This window comes from Kitasatospora sp. NPDC001119, from assembly GCF_053598475.1.
Genome location: NZ_JBSFKI010000001.1, coordinates 41,038 through 60,262 on the forward strand (window position 1 = coordinate 41,038; position 19,225 = coordinate 60,262).

At 72.6% G+C, this 19,225-nt stretch carries 18 protein-coding genes; 4 read left to right on the forward strand and 14 right to left on the reverse strand.

Translation table 11 applies throughout. The annotated features are described in order from the left end of the window. Positions 1-99 precede the first annotated feature (99 nt). The 10 genes from ACWDD9_RS00180 to ACWDD9_RS00225 all read right to left on the reverse strand — a co-directional run bounded on the left by ACWDD9_RS00180 (position 100) and on the right by ACWDD9_RS00225 (position 10,374). Positions 100-1,242 (reverse strand): YeiH family protein, encoded by a 1,143-nt coding sequence (locus tag ACWDD9_RS00180; RefSeq protein ID WP_449810596.1) that lies wholly within the window; start codon positions 1,240-1,242, stop codon positions 100-102. Between the two features lie 58 nt (positions 1,243-1,300). After that, complete coding sequence (locus ACWDD9_RS00185) at positions 1,301-1,882, reverse strand: cysteine dioxygenase family protein (RefSeq protein ID WP_074004375.1); 582 nt, start codon at positions 1,880-1,882, stop codon at positions 1,301-1,303. Between the two features lie 123 nt (positions 1,883-2,005). Beyond that, complete coding sequence (locus ACWDD9_RS00190; protein ID WP_049649505.1) at positions 2,006-2,911, reverse strand: LysR family transcriptional regulator; 906 nt, start codon at positions 2,909-2,911, stop codon at positions 2,006-2,008. A gap of 201 nt (positions 2,912-3,112) precedes the next feature. Further along, on the reverse strand, positions 3,113-3,982 hold the full coding sequence (locus tag ACWDD9_RS00195) for an amino acid ABC transporter permease (RefSeq protein ID WP_074004374.1): 870 nt from the start codon (positions 3,980-3,982) through the stop codon (positions 3,113-3,115). Next, the gene (locus ACWDD9_RS00200; RefSeq protein WP_074004373.1) at positions 3,979-4,623 is read right to left on the reverse strand and encodes an amino acid ABC transporter permease; all 645 of its coding nucleotides are present in this window, start codon (positions 4,621-4,623) and stop codon (positions 3,979-3,981) included. Before ACWDD9_RS00200 ends, ACWDD9_RS00195 begins: the two co-directional genes overlap by 4 nt. A 12-nt stretch (positions 4,624-4,635) precedes the next feature. Beyond that, positions 4,636-5,538, reverse strand: coding sequence for a glutamate ABC transporter substrate-binding protein (locus ACWDD9_RS00205; protein WP_117492530.1), 903 nt, complete (start codon positions 5,536-5,538; stop codon positions 4,636-4,638). A gap of 66 nt (positions 5,539-5,604) precedes the next feature. Further along, complete coding sequence (locus ACWDD9_RS00210) at positions 5,605-6,333, reverse strand: amino acid ABC transporter ATP-binding protein (protein ID WP_220450147.1); 729 nt, start codon at positions 6,331-6,333, stop codon at positions 5,605-5,607. 47 nt (positions 6,334-6,380) lie between these two features. Next, entirely contained in the window at positions 6,381-6,626 is a 246-nt protein-coding gene (locus ACWDD9_RS00215; RefSeq protein WP_049649495.1) for a lipopolysaccharide assembly protein LapA domain-containing protein, read from the reverse strand. A gap of 156 nt (positions 6,627-6,782) precedes the next feature. Further along, complete coding sequence (locus tag ACWDD9_RS00220; protein ID WP_375876297.1) at positions 6,783-8,555, reverse strand: ABC transporter ATP-binding protein; 1,773 nt, start codon at positions 8,553-8,555, stop codon at positions 6,783-6,785. A 43-nt stretch (positions 8,556-8,598) separates the two neighbouring features. Beyond that, on the reverse strand, positions 8,599-10,374 hold the full coding sequence (locus ACWDD9_RS00225) for an ABC transporter transmembrane domain-containing protein (RefSeq protein ID WP_380777723.1): 1,776 nt from the start codon (positions 10,372-10,374) through the stop codon (positions 8,599-8,601). Between the two features lie 589 nt (positions 10,375-10,963). Here ACWDD9_RS00225 and ACWDD9_RS00230 point away from each other — a divergent pair. Then, complete coding sequence (locus tag ACWDD9_RS00230; protein WP_074004369.1) at positions 10,964-11,830, forward strand: aldo/keto reductase; 867 nt, start codon at positions 10,964-10,966, stop codon at positions 11,828-11,830. Between the two features lie 193 nt (positions 11,831-12,023). Here ACWDD9_RS00230 and ACWDD9_RS00235 read toward each other — a convergent pair whose 3' ends face one another. Next, positions 12,024-12,848, reverse strand: a complete 825-nt coding sequence (locus ACWDD9_RS00235; protein ID WP_053111942.1) for a MarR family winged helix-turn-helix transcriptional regulator — start codon at positions 12,846-12,848, stop codon at positions 12,024-12,026. Between the two features lie 445 nt (positions 12,849-13,293). Here ACWDD9_RS00235 and fabG point away from each other — a divergent pair, with 445 nt between their 5' ends. Further along, positions 13,294-14,061, forward strand: a complete 768-nt coding sequence (gene fabG, locus ACWDD9_RS00240) for a 3-oxoacyl-ACP reductase FabG (protein WP_049649491.1) — start codon at positions 13,294-13,296, stop codon at positions 14,059-14,061. A 231-nt stretch (positions 14,062-14,292) separates the two neighbouring features. Further along, on the forward strand, positions 14,293-15,102 hold the full coding sequence (locus ACWDD9_RS00245) for a phosphatase PAP2 family protein (RefSeq protein WP_241853035.1): 810 nt from the start codon (positions 14,293-14,295) through the stop codon (positions 15,100-15,102). Positions 15,103-15,144: 42 nt separating this feature from the next. Here ACWDD9_RS00245 and ACWDD9_RS00250 read toward each other — a convergent pair whose 3' ends face one another. Continuing rightward, the gene (locus tag ACWDD9_RS00250; protein ID WP_449810375.1) at positions 15,145-15,408 is read right to left on the reverse strand and encodes an I78 family peptidase inhibitor; all 264 of its coding nucleotides are present in this window, start codon (positions 15,406-15,408) and stop codon (positions 15,145-15,147) included. 76 nt (positions 15,409-15,484) lie between these two features. Here ACWDD9_RS00250 and ACWDD9_RS00255 point away from each other — a divergent pair, with 76 nt between their 5' ends. Beyond that, on the forward strand, positions 15,485-15,757 hold the full coding sequence (locus ACWDD9_RS00255) for a DUF6343 family protein (RefSeq protein WP_416873001.1): 273 nt from the start codon (positions 15,485-15,487) through the stop codon (positions 15,755-15,757). 109 nt (positions 15,758-15,866) lie between these two features. Here ACWDD9_RS00255 and ACWDD9_RS00260 read toward each other — a convergent pair whose 3' ends face one another. Beyond that, entirely contained in the window at positions 15,867-17,267 is a 1,401-nt protein-coding gene (locus ACWDD9_RS00260; RefSeq protein WP_449810376.1) for an aspartate aminotransferase family protein, read from the reverse strand. Then, complete coding sequence (gene dxs, locus ACWDD9_RS00265) at positions 17,257-19,167, reverse strand: 1-deoxy-D-xylulose-5-phosphate synthase (RefSeq protein WP_049649488.1); 1,911 nt, start codon at positions 19,165-19,167, stop codon at positions 17,257-17,259. Before dxs ends, ACWDD9_RS00260 begins: the two co-directional genes overlap by 11 nt. Positions 19,168-19,225: the final 58 nt, after the last annotated feature.

Genomic DNA, 19,225 nt, shown 5'->3' on the forward strand with positions numbered 1-19,225 from the left:
TCCCCCTTGGTGGACTCGGGCGAACTCGGCTGCGGTGCCGCCCCCGTACGGACGGGGCGGGCACCTGCCCGACAATAGCCGAGTCCGCACCCGGGTCCGTCAGGTCGTGACCAGCACCCCCACGTAGGAGACGCCCGCGACGACCACCCAGGACCCGAGTCCGAGCAGGGCGATCCGCCCGCCGGTGCGGGCCATGGTCGGCAGGTGCACCGCACTGCCCAGGCCGAACAGCGCGGCGGCCAGCAGCAGCCCCTGGGCGTCCGCGGCCAGGTCGAGCGCCCGCTCGGGCAGCACCCCGGTGGTCCGCAGGACGATCATCGCGAGGAACCCGGCCACGAACAGCGGCACGATCGGCGGACGGCTGCCGGTCTTCACCGACTTCTCAGCCGGCTTCGCGCTCGACTTATCGCCCGACACTGCGCCCGCCGCGCCCGCCGCGCCCTCCTCACCCGCCCCGCCCGCCGCTGAGGCCCCCACCGGAGCGCCCACCGGCGCCCCGACCGGAACCTCCGCCAAGGCCGCCACCCGCGCCGCCCGCAGGTTCCGCCGCACCGCCACGGCCACCCCCGCGACCAGCGGCGCCAGCAGCACCACACGCATCAGCTTGACCAGCACCGCCTCCCGCAGCGCCCCGGCCCCGCCGGTCTGCGCGGTGGCGACCACCTGCCCGACGTCGTGCACGCTCGCCCCGACCCAGCGCCCGAACTCCAGCTCGCCGAGCCCGAGCGGGTGCTGGAGCAGCGGCAGCACGGCGATCGCCAGCGTCCCGCAGAGGGTCACCAGCGCCACCGAGGCCGCGACGTCCTCCTCCTCGCTGCCCGCCGCCTGGCTGACCGCGCCGATCGCCGAGGCCCCGCAGATCGAGTACCCGGTGGCGACCAGCAGCGGCTGGTCCCCGGGCAGGCCGAGCCGCCGGCCCAGCCAGAGCGTGCCCGCGAAGGTGGCCGCGACCACCGCGAGCACCATGGCGACGGTGGCCCAGCCGAGGCCGAGCACGTCGTCCAGGCTGAGCTTGAGCCCGAGCAGGACGATCCCGAGCCGCATCAGCCGCTTCCCGGCCGTGGACAGCCCCGGCCGGGCGATCCCGCGGACCACCGGGCGCAGCCCGGGCAGGTGGGCCACCAGCATGCCGAGCAGGACGGCGGCGGTGAGTTCGGGCACGGCCGGCACCAGCGCGTGGATGCCCAGCGCGGCGGCCACTCCGAGGGCCGCGAGCAGCAGCCCGGGGGCGTCCCCGCGCATCGGGGGCAGCGAGCGGGTGCCGGCGGTGCGGTGCCTGAGGGTCAGTGCCACGCCGCCCTCACTGCTGCCGGTCGGCGGGCAGCCGGTAGACCCGCCGGATGCTGGTGCCGAGCCGCGAGACGTCCGCGCCGTAGACGTGGATGGAGATCGCCGTGCTGCTACAGGAGTTGCGCACCAGGTGGATGTCGCCGGGCGGGGCGAAGGCGGCCACGGTGCCGGCCGGGCCGGCCACGTGCTCGGTCTCGACCAGCCGGGAGGTGGGGCCGTCGGAGACCAGCCGGTAGCGGGTCTCGCTCTCCTGGCCCTGGTGGACGCCGGCCACGCACCAGGAGACGTGGTCGTGGATCGGGGTCTGCTGCCCGGGCAGCCAGACCAGGGCGACGACGGAGAAGCTGCCGTCCCCCTCGGCGTGCAGGACGTGCTGGCGGTAGCGCTGCGGGTCGCCCTCGCGCTGGGCGGGGGTGAGCAGCGCGTCGGGCCCGTCCGGGTCGGCGTGCAGGTGCGGGGCGAGGCGCTCGCCGACCAGGTAGGCGGTGAGCTCCGGCGGGAGCCCGCGGTCCACGACGGCGCGGATCTCACTGATCAGCGCGGTCATCCGCTCGGTGAGCCGGTCGCTGCCGACCGTGGCTGAGGGTGTCATCCCAGCAGGTTCGAACCTATGGACCCATCACGTCCAAGGAGGGTTTGTAAGCAATCTCCCCATCAACGCTTATAGGTCGCGGGTGGTAGTCCTTGCTCGTCGGTCATGTGGCCCGCCGACGGGTCAGCACCCGACCCGACTCGCCGCCGCCTGCCGCAGGTGGTCCAGCACCAGCCCGGTGGCCGGGATCCGCCGGTGCTCGCGCAGCACGTACGCGCTCACCTGCCGCCGCAGGTGCGGCTCGACGGCCCGTCCGGTGACCTTGCGGTGGCACATGAAGGAGAGCACCAGCGCCGGCATCAGCGCGATCCCGACCCCGGCGGCGACGAGCGACTGCACCGCGAGGTTGTCGTCGGTGGAGAAGACGATGTCCGGCGCGAAGCCCTCCTCCGCACAGACGTGCAGCAGGTTGGCCCGGCAGCGCGGACAGCCGGCGATCCAGCGTTCGCCGCCGAGGTCGGCCAGCCGTACGGCGTGCCGGCGGCCGAGCGGGTGCCCGACCGGCAGCAGCACCGTGAGCAGGTCCTCCATCAGCGGGATCTCGTCCACGCCCTCCGGCACCTCGGCGGCCGCGCCGGGGTACCGGAACGCCAGCGCGATGTCGCACTCCCCGCGCAGCAGCCGCTGGACGGAGTCCGGCGGCTCGGCCTCCAGCAGCTCGACCCGCACACCGGGGTGCTCGGCCAGCAGCCGGGCCATCGCCTGGGGTATCAGGGTGGCGTTGGCGCTGGGGAAGGCGCAGACCCGCACCCGACCGGCGCGCAGCCGGGCCAGCGCGGCGAGCTGCTGCTGGGCGGCGGACATGCTGCCGAGGATCAGCTCGGCGTGCCGGGAGAGCGCCTCGCCGGCCTCGGTGAGCCGCAGTCCGCGCCCGGCCCGGGTGAAGAGCGGGACGCCGACGGTGCGTTCGAGCGCCTTCATCTGCTGGGTGATGGCGGGCTGGGTGTAGCCCAGTTCGCGGGCGGCGGCCGAGTAGGAGCCGGCCCGGACGACCTCGTGGAACGTCCTGATGTGCCGCGAATCGAACACCGGCTCCATGGTCCCTCCCGCCCTCTCGTCCACCGTCGGCAGCCCCGTTCCGGCCGCGCTCCGGTCGTCCACGGGCCGCGCCCGGGCGCCCGAGAATCATAAGAGGAATTTGGAGGTACCGACCCCAACCCCACCCGTACCTATGGTTCAGCCCCGAACCGGCCTTCTCACAGCTGCACCGACCTCACCACCGCGCCGACCTCACAACTGCGCCGACGGAGGCAGCCCCACCGGCACCCCGGCCTTGGCCACCGGTGCCCCGCCCCGCGCGCTCGGACTGCGCCGGCTGCGCCGCTCCACGAAGCGGGCGAGCCAGGAGAGCAGCAGACACATGCCGATGTAGATCGGCGCGATCACCATCACCACCGGGATGAACGGCAGGTCGTAGTCCAGGTTGGTGGCGATCAGCTTGCCCGCGTGCAGGAACTCCTCGAAGGTGATCAGGAAGCCCAGCGAGGTGTCCTTGAGCGCGACCACCAGCTGACTGATGATGGCCGGCAGCATCGCCCGGTTGGCCTGCGGCACCAGGACGTACGTCATCACCTGGGTCTTGCGCATCCCCAGCGCGAACGCCGCCTCCCGCTGCCCCTTGGGCACCGCGAGCACGCCGGCCCGGAACACCTCGGCCAGCACCGAGCCGTTGTAGAGCACCAGCCCGGCCACCAGCGCCCAGAGCGGCTGTACCTTGAGCGCGACGAAGACGAAGAAGATCATCACCAGCACCGGCATGGCCCGGAAGAACTCCACCACCAGCGTGGCGAGCCAGCGCACCACCCGGTGGTCGGAGAGCCGCCCGGCCGCGAACAGCGCGCCGAACGGCAGCGCGAACAGCACCGTCCAGCCGAAGGCCTGCAAGGTGTTGCCGAGCCCGCGCAGCAGCAGCTCCTGCACGCCCCGGTACTCGAAGGGCTGCCACTTGGCGTACGTGAACTGGTGGGTGTGGAAGAGCATGTAGACCACCCAGCCGATCAGCGCCGCGATCAGCAGCAGCGCGATCCCGCCGTACAGCCGGTGCCGGGAGAGCGCCTTCGGGCCGGGGATGTCGTACAGCGCCGAGGATTCGACCGTCATCGGGACACCGCCACTCGTCGTTCCAGCAGGTTGAAGACGGCGCTGATGGCCAGGGTGATGATCAGGTAGCCGACGGCGATCCAGACGAAGGTCCAGATGATGCTGTAGCCCAGCTCGTTGATGGTCCGGTAGGTGCCCAGCAGCTCGGTGACGCTGAACGAGCCGGCGATCGCCGTGTTCTTCGCCAGCGCGATCATCACACTGCCGAGCGGCGCCACCACCGAGCGGTACGCCTGCGGCAGCACCACCAGGCTCATCGTCTGCCCGAAGTTCATGCCGAGGCTACGGGCCGCCTCGCCCTGCCCGGTCGGCACCGTGTTGATGCCCGACCGCATCGACTCGCAGACGAAGGCCGAGGTGTAGCAGCCCAGCGCGAGCACCGCGAAGGTGTAGAAGGGCAGGGTGATGTCGAACCGGGGCAGGCCCAGCACCACGATGAAGAACAGCAGGGTCAGCGGCGTGTTGCGCAGCACCGTCACCCACAGCGTCCCGAACACCCGCAGCGGTTTCACCGGCGAGACCCGGAAGCCCGCGATCAGCACGCCCAGCACCAGCGACAGCACGGCGCTCACCGCGAACAGCGAGAGCGTGCCGAGGAACCCGTCCCAGTAGGTCGACCAGTTGTCGGTCAGCGTTTTCACGGCGCGGCCCTCTCAGTACCGGTCGATCTGCGGCGGGTTCGGCGCCGGCTCCCCGGAGAGGCCGAGGGTCGCCTCGAACGCCCTCCTCCAGTCGCCGTTCTGCATGTGGTGCTCCAGAGCGTCGTTGATCGCGCCGCGCAGCACGGTGTCGTTCTTCGGCACCCCGATGCCGTACGGCTCGGTCGAGAACAGCGGGCCGACCACCTTGAGCTCGTCCGGCACCTTGGCCGCGTAGCCGAGCAGGATCGCGTTGTCCGTGGTCACCGCGTCGACCTGGTTGGTGATCAGGTTGTCCACGCAGGCCGAGTAGGTGTCGTAGCCGATCAGCTTGGCCTTCGGGTACTGCGACTGGATGCGCTGGTACGGCGTCGAGCCGGCCGCCGAGCAGACCTTCTTGCCGTCCAGGTCCTGCGGGCCGTGGATGGTGGTGTTGTTCTTGCGCACCAGCAGCGACTGCCCGGCGATGAAGTACGGGCCGGCGAAGCCGACCAGCTTCTTCCGGTTGTCGTTGATGGTGTAGGTGCCGACGTAGTAGTCCACCTGGCCGTTCTGCAGGGCGGTCTCGCGGTTGGCCGAGGCGATCGTCTTGAACTGGATCCGGTCCGGCGGGAAGCCCAACGAGGCGCCGACCATCTTGGCGATCTCGATGTCGAAGCCGGAGTACACGCCGGTGGCCGGGTTCTTCTGGCCCAGGTACGGCTGGTCCTCCTTGGCGCCGACCACCAGGTGGCCCCGGCCGCGGGCGGCGTCCAGGGTCGGCGAGCCGGTGATCGCGGAGGCGTCCTGCACCTGGTAGCTGGGCAGGGCGCTGGGCTGCGGGCCCTTGGGCGGCGGGGTGCCGGGCTTGCCGCAGCCCGCCACCAGCGCGGTGAACAGCAGGGCGGCGGCGAGCACGCGCCGCCCCGCCCGCGCCACGGGCCTTCCCACAGATCTTCCCGCGGGCCTCGCCGCCGGCGTCGTCTCACGGTTCACGGCGCCGCCTCAGTGCTTCAGGATCTTGGACAGGAAGTCCCGGGCACGATCGCTCTCAGGAGCGCTGAAGAAGTCCTCCGGGGCGCGGTCCTCGACGATCCGGCCGTCGGCCATGAACACCACCCGGTTCGCGGAGGCCCGGGCGAAGCCCATCTCGTGGGTGACCACGATCATCGTCATGCCCTCGCTCGCGAGCTGGCGCATGACGTCCAGCACCTCGTTGATCATCTCGGGGTCGAGCGCCGAGGTGGGCTCGTCGAACAGCAGCGCCTTGGGGTCCATCGCCAACGCGCGGGCGATCGCGACCCGCTGCTGCTGCCCGCCGGAGAGCTGCGCCGGGTACTTGGCCGCCTGATCGGCGAGGCCCACCCGCTCCAGCAGCGCGCGGGACTTGTCGTCCGCCTCCGCCCTGGGTCGGCCGCGGACCTTGATCTGCGCGAGCGAGACGTTCTGCAGCACGGTCTTGTGCGCGAACAGGTTGAAGGACTGGAACACCATGCCGACCTCGGCGCGCAGCCTGGCCAGCCCCTTGCCCTCCTCGGGCAGCGGCTGGCCGTCGATCAGGATGGTGCCGTTCTCGATCGGCTCCAGCCGGTTGATGGCCCGGCAGAGGGTGGACTTGCCGGAGCCGGACGGGCCGATGACGACGACGACCTCGCCGCGTCCCACCGTCAGCTCGATGTCCTGCAGCACGTGCAGGTCCCCGAAGTGCTTGTTGACCCCGCGCATCTCGATCAGCGGGGTGAAGGCCGATGCGCCGGCCGGGGCCGGCCCGGGGGCTGTGGTCACCTGCTGCGCCGTCCCTTCAGCAGCCAGCCCAGCGCGACGCCCGCGATCAGCGTGGCCAGCAGCGCGATCCAGAGCGGCGCGGTGACGGTGAAGACCCAGAACTGGATCTTGACCTTGTCGAGGTTGGCGAACAGGAACCACACGGCGAGGACGACGATGGCGCCGATCCCGATGTAGCGCGTGGGAATCCCGCCGATCTCACCGCGCGGGGAGCGGGACGAGCCGTCTGAAATCTTGGTCACCGGAGCAGTCTGCGGGCCGGGCGGCCGATTTGCCCGGTTACGCGCCCCTCCGGGCCAGGGAGTAACCCGTACGGGGCAATCCGGCCCCGTACGGGTTTGAAGCCCCCTCCTGGCGGGACGGCCCGTTCCCCGCTCGTCCCGCCCCGGGCCGTCGCGCTACCGCTCGTCCCGCCAGGAGCGCCAGAGCGCCGCGTACGGACCGCCCGCCGCGACCAGGTCCGGGTGGCTGCCGTACTCGCTGATCCGCCCGCCCTCGACCACCGCGATCACGTCCGCGTCGTGCGCGGTATGCAGCCGGTGGGCGATGGCGATGACCGTCCGGCCCTCCAGCACCCTGGAGAGCGAGCGCTCCAGGTGCCGGGCGGCCCGCGGGTCCAGCAGGGAGGTGGCCTCGTCCAGCACCAGGGTGTGCGGATCGGCCAGCACCAGCCGGGCCAGCGCCAGCTGCTGGGCCTGCGGCGGGGTCAGCGAGGTGCCGCCGGAGCCGACCTCGGTGTCCAGGCCCTCCGACAGGGCGTCCACCCAGGCCCCGGCCTCCACCGCGTCCAGCGCGGCCCGCAGCTCGGTGTCGTCCGCGTCGGGCGCGGCCAGCCGCAGGTTGTCCCGCAGGGTGCCGACGAAGACGTGGTGCTCCTGGTTCACCAGGGCGACCTGCGCGCGCACCCGCTCGGCCGGCATCCGCGCCAGCGCCGCACCGCCGAGGGTCACGCTGCCGCGGCCGGGGGCGTAGATCCCCGCCAGCAGCCGGCCGAGCGTGGACTTGCCCGCGCCCGACGGCCCGACCAGCGCGACCCGGCTGCCCGGGGCGACGTCCAGGCTGATGCCGTGCAGGACGTCGGCGCCCTCCCGGTAGCCGAACCGGACGTCCTTCGCCTCGACCCGACGGCCGTCCGGCCGGGCGGACTCGTCCCCCTCGTGCTCCGGCACCTCGCGCACGCCGACCAGCCGGGCCAGCGAGGCCTGGCCGATCTGGAGCTCGTCGTACCAGCGCAGGATCAGGTCCACCGGGCCGGTCAGCATCTGCGCGTAGAGCACGCCGGTGGTCAACTGGCCCACGGTGATCCAGCCCCGGAGGGTGAACAGCCCGCCGAGCACCAGGGTGGCGAGCACCGCCGAGGTGTAGACCGCGTCGATGGTCGGGAACCAGACCGAGCGCAGCCACAGGGTGTACCGCTCCCAGGCCAGCCACTCGCGCAGCTTGCGGTCGGTCAGCCGGACCCTTTGGTCGCCCAGCCGCAGGGCCTCGACCGTCCGCCCGGCGTCGACCGTCTCGGCCAGCACGTTGCTCACCGCCGCGTACCCGGCCGACTCGCTGCGGTAGGACTGCGGCGCGCGCCGGAAGTACCAGCGGGAGCTGACCAGCAGCAGCGGCAGGCCGACCAGCGAGGTCAGTGCGAGCAGCGGCGAGGTGACCAGCAGCGCACCGAGCACCAGGAGCAACGACACCACGGCGACGGCGAGTTCGGGCACCGCCTCGCGCACCGACTTGTCCAGCCGGTCGATGTCGGTGGTGCCCCGGGAGACCAGGTCCCCGGTGCCGGCCCGCTCCAGCACCCCGGTCGGCAGGGCCACCGAGCGGACCAGGAAGTCCTCGCGCAGGTCGGCCAGCACCTTCTCGCCGAGCACCGCGCCGCGCATCCGCGACCAGCCGGTGAACGCCGCCTGCGCCACCAGGGCCAGCAGGTACCAGGCGACCGCCACCGTGATGGTGGACCCGGCCGTCCCGGTGGCCAGCGACTCGACCAGGCGGCCGAGCACCCAGGGCCCGACCAGCCCGGCCAGCGTGGCCGTCGAGTGCAGTGTCACCACCGCGGAGAACCCGCGGCGGTGCCGCCGCGCGAGCAGCAGCAGGTACCCGCGCACAGCGGCCGGGGAGCCGACCGGCAGGGTGGTGGCCGGCCCCTGCTCCTCCTGGACGGGGGGCTTCATGACGTACTCCTCGCGTGCGTGGCAGGGAAGTTGACGATGGTCCTCATACGGCCCCACCCACCGGGCGGGCCGCTTCCTCGTCGCGGGTGACCACGGCCCGGTAGGCCGGCTCGGTCCGCATCAGCTCACGGTGCCGCCCGGCCGCGACGACCCGGCCCTCCTGCAGCAGCACCACCCGGTCCGCCTGGTCGAGCAGCAGCGGGCTGGTCGCGAACACCACGGTGGTGCGGCCGGCTCGGGTGTCCCGCAGCCCGGAGGCGATCCGCGACTCGGTGTGCGCGTCCACCGCGCTGGTGGGCTCGTCCAGCACCAGCACCGGAGGGTCCGCCAGCAGGGCGCGGGCCAGCGCGAGCCGCTGGCGCTGCCCGCCGGAGAGCGAGCGTCCGCGCTCGGTGATCCGGGCGCGCATCGGGTCTCCCCCGCACTCCGGCGAGCCCTCCACCAGGGCCTCCAGCACGTCGTCGGACCGGGCCGCCGCGAGGGCCTCGGCCGCCGGGACCCGCCCCGAGGACGGGATGTCGAACAGCTCGGCCAGCGTGCCGGAGAGCAGCACCGGCTCCTTGTCGTGGACCAGCACCGCCGCCCTGGCCTCGGCCAACGGCACCGCGTCCAGCTCCGTGCCGCCGAGCCGCGCCGAGGCCTGTGCCCGTTCGCCCTCGGCCAACGGGACGTGGCCGCCGAGCCGCTCGGCCAGCGCCCCGGCGTAGTCCGGGTCCCCGCAGACCACCGCGGTCAGCTCGCCGGCCCGCGCCGTCAGCCCGCTCGCCGGGTCGTGCAGGTCGGCCTTGTCCGGCCTGGCCAGCGCGGCCTCGGCCGTACCGGTGGTCCGGTCCAGCGAGAGCACCCGGACGGCCCTGCCGGCGGAGACCCGGGCCACGCTCCAGGCGTGCGCCGCCTCACCGAGGATGCGCAGCGGAGCGGCCAGGAAGGCCGTCGCGCCGTACACCGCGATCAGGGTGCCGACGGCGAGCTCGCCGGAGGCCACCAGCCGGGCGCCGTACCAGGTGACGCCGACCACGAACAGGCCGGGCAGCAGCACCTGTTGGGCCTGCATCAGCGACCAGATCCGGGACGACCGGACGGCCGCCGCCCGGACCTTCTGGGACGCGGCCCGGTACCGCTCCAGGAACAGCTCCTCGCCGCCGATGCCGCGCAGCACCCGCAGCCCCGCGACGGTGTCGGCCGCCAGCTCGGTGGCCTTGCCGCCGAGGGCGCGCTGCTGCTCGTAGCGCCGCTCGAACGGCCCGATCAGCGGCCAGACGGAGGCCGCCAGCACCGGGACGCCGAGCAGCACCCCGGCCCCGAGCACCGGATCGACCGTCAGGACCACCACGCTGACGGCCAGCCAGACGATCACCGCGGACCGGACCCGGGCGACCAGCTCGACGTACCAGCCGATCCGCTCGACGTCCCCGCTGCCGACCGCGACGACCTCGCCGGTGGCGATCCGGCGGGACAGCCCGGCCCCGAGGTGCGAGGCCTGCCGGGCCACCAACTGCCGTACGTGGGTGGCCGCGTGGATCCAGTTCCAGACCGCCTGGCGGTGCAACAGCACGGTGCCGACCGAAGCGCCCGCGCCCAGCAGCAGCAGGAGCCCGGCGGCCCGCCAGATCCCGCCGGCGTCGCCGTCCACGGCGGCCTGCACGCCGAGCCCGAGCGGTATCGGCAGGGCGGCCTGGCCCCCCATCTCGATCAGCGCCCAGAGGGTGGCGAGCAGCTGCCCGCGCCGCTGGCTGCGCTGCAGCCAGCGCAGGAAGGCCAGGGGTGAGGAGAGGTCGGGACGGCCGGGATCGGCCAACGGCAGGGGGGTGAGCAGCATGACACTCCGATACGAGCGGTGCGCGGGTGCGGGGCACGGGCGCACAGGGGTGCGGGGGAGCCAGGAAGCAAGGGGCCGGGAAGCAGGGGGACCAGGGCGCACGGAACGCCTCAGCACCGTGCGCACGGCGGCCGAACGGCAGGCGGCCCGGGCCGGCGGGCGGAGGATGCGCGGCGCTGCGGCACGGCGCCCGGCGCGACATCGACGCTGCGTCCGGAGCGGACACCGGACGGACATGGAATGGGCACGAAGGGCCCGGAAGTCAGGAGGTCATGGCCGCGAGCCTGCCAACCTCGATGTGATCCGCGCAACAGGTTTTTCCTCCGCCGACCGCGCGCGCCACGCCCCGCCCGCCACGCGCCGGGCCCGCACTCCCCCTGTGCGCCCCCGCGGGTTCCCGGCAGGCTTCCCGCGAGCCCCCCGCACGTCCCCCACCAGGGCGGTTCCGCCCCGTCACCGGCCGGCCGCCGCCCAGGCCAAACCCCCGCAAAGCTTCACCCAAGATTCGCCCGTTCGGCGGGAACAATCACACCGGGACACCAGTTGCCCCCACTGGAACAGCAGGACAATCAGGAGGGCACCTCTTCCCGTGAGCAGCATCCCCACCGTCACCCTCAACGACGGCGCGCAGATCCCGCAGCTCGGCTTCGGCGTGTGGCAGGTCCCGGACGCCGAGGCCACCCCCGCCGTCCGCGCCGCGATCGAGGCGGGCTACCGCTCCATCGACACCGCGGCCATCTACGAGAACGAGGCCGGCACCGGCGCGGCGATCACCGAGGCGCTGGCGGGCGGCGTGGCCCGCGAGGACCTCTACGTCACCACCAAGCTGTGGAACTCGGGCACCCGCGACTGGTCCGGCGAGCAGGGCCGCGACGCGGTGCTGCGCGAGTTCGACGCCTCGCTGGCCAAGCTCGGCCTCGACCAGCTCGACCTGTACCTGATCCACTGGCCGCGCCCGATGCACGGCGACAGCTACCTGAACATCTGGAAGGCCTTCGAGCAGCTGAAGGCGGACGGCAAGGTCAAGTCGATCGGCGTCTCCAACTTCGGCACCGAGCAGCTGACCCGCCTGCTGGACGAGGCCTCCGTCGCCCCGGCTCTGAACCAGGTCGAGCTGCACCCGTACTTCCCGCAGACGGAGCTGCGCGCGTTCCACGCCGAGCACGGCATCGCCACCGAGGCGTGGAGCCCGCTGGGCCAGGGCAAGGAGCTGCTCGCCGAGCCCGCACTGGTGAAGATCGCCGAGAAGCACGGCCGCACGGTCGCCCAGGTGGTGCTGCGCTGGCACCTCCAGAGCGGTGTGATCGCCATCCCGAAGTCGGTCACCCCGTCCCGGATCCGGGAGAACCTGGACGTCGCCGGCTTCGAGCTGGACGCCGAGGACCTCGCGGCGATCGCCGCCGTGGCCACCGGCAAGCGGATCGGCCCGGACCCGCAGGAGTTCGACTGGAACTGACGCGCCCGGGGTCCCGGCCTCCGGGCCCCCGAACCGTCTGAGCACCCGACCGGCTGACCACCGGTCGCACGAAGACCGCCCGCACCTCTACAGGAGCGGGCGGCCTTCGGTGTGCCCCGATGCGCCAAAGCCCATCGCCATGGACCCTCAGCGTTTTGGCGAATCGTTTTGGCTACGGTGGCGAACTTTTGACCTACAGCCTGCCCGCCTTGGCGATGAGCGCGAGCGCGGCCTCGTGCTCACCCTCCTCCAGCGGTGCCAGCAGCAGCCGCTGGACCTCGGCCACCCCAGCGGCCGAGCGGTGCAGCAGGTCCTGTCCCGCCGGTGAGAGCGAGAGCAGGTTGCGCCGTCCGTCCGAGGGGTCGCGCCGACGCTGCACCAGACCGCGGCGCACCAGCCGGCTGACCATCTCGGCCATCGTGGCCTTGTCCAGCGAGGCCAGCTCGCCGACCGTGCGCTGGTCGGCGCCCGGTTCCAGCTCCAACGCGTCCAGCACCGCGTACTGCGGAGCCGTCAGCTCGGCGCCCACGTGCTCCGACCAGAGCTTGGTGTGCACCTGCTGGCTCACCCTGATCAGGTAGCCGATCGCCCGCTGGGCGTCCAGTATCGGCCGCGCGTCGGTGATGACGGCGACCGCCGCGGGCTCCAGCCTGGCTATCTTGGCCATCACCCGGACGATCTCGACCTGTTCCTCCGCCGTGAGCGGTTCGAACAGGACGCGCTGAACGCGGACCACACCACCGGTGGCCTCGCGCACCGCCTGGGCGCCGCCCTGCGAGAGGGCCAGCAGCTTGCGCCGGCCGTCGGCCGGGTCGCGCCTGCGCAGCACCAGGCCACGACGGACCAGCCGCGCGACCATCTCGGCCATCGTGGCCTTGTCGAGCGAGGCCCGCTCGCCGACCGTCCGCTGGTCCGCACCCGGTTCCAGGGCCAGGACCAGCAGCACGGCGAACTGCGGAGCCGTGAGATCGGCTCCGACGTGTTCGGACCACAAGCGGGTGTGGACCTGCTGTGCCACGCGAATCAGGTGTCCTGGCGACTGCTGCAGTCGCGTAGACACGCGGGTTGTCGGGATCTCCCCCAGCACCATGTATCCGTCCCGATGTCACACCCGGTGTGTGTGGGACACCCGGGTGGGGCAGTAACGGCGAGTGGGCGTCCAGCTATGAGGGAGGGCGCTCCAGCCGTGCAGCCGGTGGCTGCTGGCGGACACTATACAAACGGCGGGCCCTTGCTGGCAGGCAGGGGCGGATAGTAGACGCAGGTTCGGCAACATTGGCATATTTACTCGCTGCGAACAGCTTGCAGTAACCCGTTCTCAGCAGAAAGCCGACCGGTCGGTCCTTACCCACCGTCACCTGCGTCTCTCCACCCTGGCCGCTCCCCCTACCCGCCGGTAGGGTGTGGCCACCCTCTCCGGGGGCTCTCCCCGGGAGGCACTCCCGAGAGAGACGAGAGCGAGCATGACCGAGCAGAGCACCGCCCCCCGGGTCGCCGTCGTGACCGGCGCCGCCCGCGGCCTGGGCGCCGCCACCGCCGTCCGACTGGCCGCCGACGGCTACGCGGTCGCCGTCCTGGACCTGGACGAAGCGGCCGGCAAGGAGACCGTCGACCGGATCACCGCCGCCGGCGGCAGGGCGCTCGCCGTCGGCGCCGACGTCTCGGACGCCGAGCAGGTCCAGGCCGCCGTCGACCGGGTGGCCGCCGAGCTCGGCGCCCCCGTCGTCCTGGTGAACAACGCGGGTGTGCTCCGCGACAACCTGCTCTTCAAGATGTCCGAGTCCGACTGGGACACGGTCATCAACGTTCACCTCCGCGGCGCCTTCCTGATGACCCGCGCGGTGCAGAAGCACATGGTCGACGCCGGTTTCGGCCGCATCGTCAACCTGTCCTCGTCCTCGGCCCAGGGCAACCGCGGCCAGGCCAACTACTCGGCCGCCAAGGCCGGTCTCCAGGGCTTCACCAAGACTTTGGCCATCGAGCTGGGCAAGTTCGGCATCACGGCCAACGCGGTCGCCCCGGGCTTCATCGCCACGGACATGACAGCAGCCACCGCGGCCCGGGTCGGCATGGACTTCGAAGACTTCAAGCGGGCCGCAGCCTCTCAGATCCCGGTCCAGCGGGTCGGTCAGCCCGAGGACGTCGCCCACACCATCGCGTTCCTCGCGAGCGAGGGCGCCGGCTTCGTCTCCGGCCAGGTGATCTACGTCGCGGGCGGCCCCCTCGACTGAGCACGGAACCTACACAGGGTTACCACGGAGTGGGAAGCCGGGCGCACCGGCCTCCCACTCCGTTTGCTTTACCGGGGCTTTTGCAGAACCATTCGACGACCACACTGGCTTTCGATCCTGAAATAGCGGAAATCACCCCTCGGACCACCCCTGGTCGGCCCAATTGTCGATTTCCCGGGAAAATGACAATTACCACCGGAATAGCCCTGTCCGGATGGGTAAGGTCACCCCGTGCAATCCAGAAGTACCCCCGTTCCCCTTCCGCGCCAGGGACCGGAGCGCCGCACCGCCGAGACCGGCCGCCTGGACCGTCCCACCGCCCCCGCGCGCCACCTCGCCCCGCTCGGCCCCGACCCCGGCGAGCCCGGCTGGCCGCCGATGAGCCGACGGCAGGCCGCCCTCCTCGCCGTCACCCTGGCCGGCTACCTGCTGGTGCTGGCCGGTGTCCTGCTCAACACCGCGCTGGTCGACCTCGACTGGTCGGTCCGGCTGCTGCGCCCCTACGAGCGGTGGCCCCGGCTGGAGCCGCTGCTCGACACCTGGGTGGTCGCCGGGCAGCGCGGGCCGTCGGCGATCGCCGCCTTCGTCTGGCTCGGCTGGCGGGCCCACCGCCTCGGCCGACTGCGCCCGCTGCTGGTCATGGGCATCGCGCTGTTGTTGCTCAACGTCACCGTCGGCGCGGTCAAGATCGTCACCGGCCGGCTCGGCCCGCACTACGCCCAGTACGTCGGCTCGCCCGAGCTCTTCTCCGGCGGCACCATCTTCCCCTCCGGCCACACCGCCAACGCGGTGGTCACCTGGGGCGTGCTCGCCTACCTCGCCGTCCGCTGGCGGCGGACCGGCGCGGTGATCGCCGCCGCCACCGCCTGCTCGATCGGTCTGACCACGGTCTACCTGGGCACCCACTGGGTCACCGACGTCCTGGCCGGCTGGGCCGCCGGACTGCTCGTCCTGCTCTCGCTGCCGCTGCTGGAACCCCTGGTCGCCGCCGCCGAACAGCGGCTCCACCGGCGCTTCGGCCGCCGGCACCTGCTCTGCTGAACCCGGGCCCGCCCGAACCAGAGCCGACGGGTCACCGCGGTCCTACCCCTCCCAACTGCGCTCGACCACACCGTTGCGCACCGCGAGGTTGAGCCGCCCCTGCCGGTACTCCATGGTCATCAGGTCCCCCGGCTCCAGCACCCGGACCGACGCCCAGCCGTGCCGCCGGGCCAACTCCCGGGCCCGCTCGACCCGCAGCCCCGCGTACCCCTCGCCGTCCTGGCCCGCCGCCCCCGAACCGGAGCCCGAACCCGAACCCGAACCCGCCGCACCGGACTCCGCCCCCACCGCGTCCGAACCCGACATCGCGCCTCCCCCGGCTCGCCTCCTCGGACGTACGCTGGAATCGTAGCCCGACCCACGCGGTCCGGAGGTGAACGGCATGCGCACCACCACCCCGCGCCGGTGGCGCAGCGGCACCGAGCCGGCCACCGCCCGCAGCGACCTCAAGCTCCGCTACCTGCTCTCGCTCACCTTCACCCCGTTGTTCGCGCTGGCCACGGCGGGGTTCGCCGTCTGGGCGGCCTTCTCGCCCGCCTACGGCGCGCCCAGCCGGGGCACCCTCACCGGCTTCGCCGTGGCCTGCGGCCTGCTCACCCTGTTCGCCGCCGTCGATCTCGTGGTTGTCATCCGGCGCCGCCGGACCGAGCTCTGACGCGGTGTCTCCCACGGAGTGGGAAGTCGACCCGGCCGACTTCCCACTCCGTGCCGTCGACTTCCCACACCGTGCACCCACGATCCCGACCCCAGCGGCCCCGGCAGCCTCAGCGCCCGCCGACCGCCTGCTTCACCAGCGTCCGCCCGAAGTCCCACATCAGCCCGCTCCCCCGGTGGGCCTCGTCCATGATCTCGGTGAAGGCGTCCACGAACCGGTCCACGTCACGCTCGGTGATGATCAGCGGGGGGATCAGCTTGATCACTTCCAGGTGGTCCCCCGACACCTGGGTCAGGATGCGGTGCCGCTGCAGCAGCGGCACGACCACCATCTGCGCGAACAGCCCCTTGCGCGCCGCCTGGAGCGCGGTCCAACCGGCGCGCAGCTTCAGCGACTTGGGCCGGCCGAACTCGATCCCGATCATCAGCCCGCGCCCGCGCACCTCGGCGAGCAGCTCGTACTGGTCGACCAGCGCGGTCAGCCGTCCACGGAAGTAGTCGCCCACCTTGCGGGCGTTCTCCACCACCTGCTCGTCGCCCATCACCTCCAGGGTCGCCAGCCCGGCCGCCATGGCCTGGGCGTTGGACCCGAAGCTGGCCGAGTGCACCAGCACCCGGTCCATCGAGGAGTACACCTTCTCGAAGATCCAGCCCTTGCCGAGCGTCGCCCCGACCGGCACGTACCCGCCGGACAGCGCCTTGGCGGCGCAGACCAGGTCCGGCAGCACGCCTTCCTCGTGCTGGTAGGCGAAGAACTCGCCGGTGCGGCCGATGCCGGTCTGCACCTCGTCGCAGATCAGCAGCGCCCGGTGCTCGTGGAGCAGCGCCTGGGCGGCCCGCAGCCAGCCGGGCGGCGGCGCCTGGACGCCCTTGCCCTGGATCGGCTCGACGATCAGCCCCGCGACGTCGCCGCGCTTCAACTCCTTGGCCAGCGCGCCGAGATCGCCGAGCGGGACGGCGGTGTCCGGCAGCAGCGGGTCGAAGCCCTTGCGGAAGCCGCTCTCCCCGTTGACGGAGAGCGAGCCGGTGGTCAGCCCGTGGAAGGCGTGGTCGGCGTACAGGATCCGCTTCCGTCCGGTGGCGTACCGGGCGAACTTGAGCGCCGTCTCCACCGCTTCGGTGCCGCTGTTGCCGAAGAACACCCGGTCCAGTCCGGGCGCGTACGACAGCAGCCGCTCGGCCAGCAGCCCGGGCAGCGGTGAGCAGTCGAAGCGGACCAGGTCCGGCAGGTCGAGGTCCATCACCTGCTGGACCGCCGAGCGCACCACCGGGTGGTGGCGGCCGAGCGCGAAGATGCCGAAGCCGGCCAGCATGTCGAGGTACTCGTTGCCCTCGGCGTCGTAGAAGTACTGGCCCCGGGCGCGCTCGTAGTACCTGTCGAAGCCGATGGTGCGCAGCATCCGCGGCAGCTGCGGGTTGAGGTAGCGGCCGTGCAACTCGTAGCGCTCGCCGCCGCGTTCGGCGATCAGCGCGGCGAGGTCGAAGGCGGGGCGGTCTGGTTCAGCCGGCATGGCGCGGGTTCGCTCCTCGGGTCGGTAGCAGGTTCTTGGCGAAGACGGCGGTCTGGGCGGCGACCCCGGTCCCGGTCAGCCCCGCCTCCTCCAGGATCTCCCCGCGCGAGGCGTGGCCGAGGAACTCCTGGGGCAGGCCGAGCACCCGCACCGGCACGTCCACGTCGGCGTCGCGCAGCGCCTGGGCGACGGCCGAACCGACGCCTCCGGTACGGCCGTTGTCCTCGACGGTGACCACCAGCCGGTGGGCTGCGGCGAGTTCGGGCAGCACCGGGTCGACCGGCTTGACCCAGCGCGGGTCGACCACGGTCGCGGTGAAGCCCTCGGCGAGCAGCAGCCGGGCCGCGTCCAGGCAGGCGGAGGCGGTGGTGCCGACGGCGACCAGCAGGATCTCCGGCGCCCGCCCGGTGCGCAGCAGCACGTCCACCCCGCCGGTCCGCTCGACGGCCGGCACCGCGGGCCCGACGTTCCCCTTCGGGAAGCGCACCACGGTCGGGGCGTCGCCGACCTCGACGGCCTCGCGCAGCTGGGCGCGCAGCTGTTCCGCGTCGCGCGGCGCGGCGAGCCGCAGGCCGGGGACGACCTGGAGGATCGACATGTCCCACATGCCGTTGTGCGAGGCGCCGTCCGGCCCGGTCACCCCGGAGCGGTCGAGCACGAAGGTGACGCCCAGCCGGTGCAGGGCGACGTCCATCAGCACCTGGTCGAAGGCCCGGTTGAGGAAGGTCGCGTAGACCGCGACCACCGGGTGCAGTCCGCCGGTGGCCAGCCCCGCCGCGCTGGTGACGGCGTGCTGCTCGGCGATCCCGACGTCGAAGGTCCGCTCCGGGTAGGCCTTGGCGAACGGGGCCAGGCCCACCGGCTGGAGCATGGCCGCGGTGATCGCCACGAGGTCCGGCCGCTCGGCTCCGAGGGTGAGCAGCTCGTCCCCGAACACCGAGGTCCAGGAGACGCCGCCGCTGGGCGAGATCGGCAGGCAGGTGTACGGGTCGATCGGGTTGACGGCGTGGAAGCGGTCGGCCTCGTCCTGCTCGGCCGGCCGGTAGCCGCGGCCCTTGACGGTCAGGCAGTGCACGATGACCGGTCCGCCGAAGTTGCGGGCCTGGCGCAGCGCCTGTTCGACCGCGCCCAGGTCGTGGCCGTCGATCGGCCCGAGGTACTTGAGGCCGAGGTCCTCGAACATGCCCTGCGGGGCGAAGGCGTCCTTGAACCCCTTCTTGGCGCCGTGCAGCGCGTCGAAGATCGGCTGGCCGACCAGCGGGGTGCGCTGCAGGGCCTCCTTGCCCAGGGCGAGGAACCGCTCGTAGCCCTGGGTGGTGCGCAGGGTGGCCAGGTGGTTGGCGAGGCCGCCGATGGTCCTGGCGTAGGAACGCTCGTTGTCGTTGACGACGATGACCAGCGGCCGGTCGCGCGCCTCGGCGATGTTGTTGAGCGCCTCCCAGGCGAGGCCGCCGGTGAGGGCGCCGTCGCCGATCACCGCGACGGTGTGCCGGTCGTGCTGGCCGAGCAGCCGGGCCGCCTTGGCCAGGCCGTCGGCGTAGGAGAGCGCGGTGGAGGCGTGCGAGTTCTCGACCAGGTCGTGCTCGGACTCGCCCCGCGCGGGGTACCCGGAGAGTCCGCCGCGCATCCGCAGCCGGCTGAAGTCCTGGCGGCCGGTGAGCAGTTTGTGGACGTAGCTCTGGTGGCCGGTGTCGAAGACGATCCGGTCGTACGGCGAGTCGAAGACCCGGTGCAGCGCGATGGTCAGCTCCACCACGCCGAGGTTGGGCCCGAGGTGGCCGCCGGTGCGGGTGACGGCCTCGATCAGGAAGTCGCGGATCTCGTCGGCGAGCAGGGGCAGTTCGACGGCCGGGAGCTTGCGCAGCTCGGCCGGGGACGTGACGCGGGAGAGCAGTGACATGGGTTCACCTCACGACTCGGAGCGGTGCGGTGGTGCCTCCACCCGGCCCGGGCGCGGG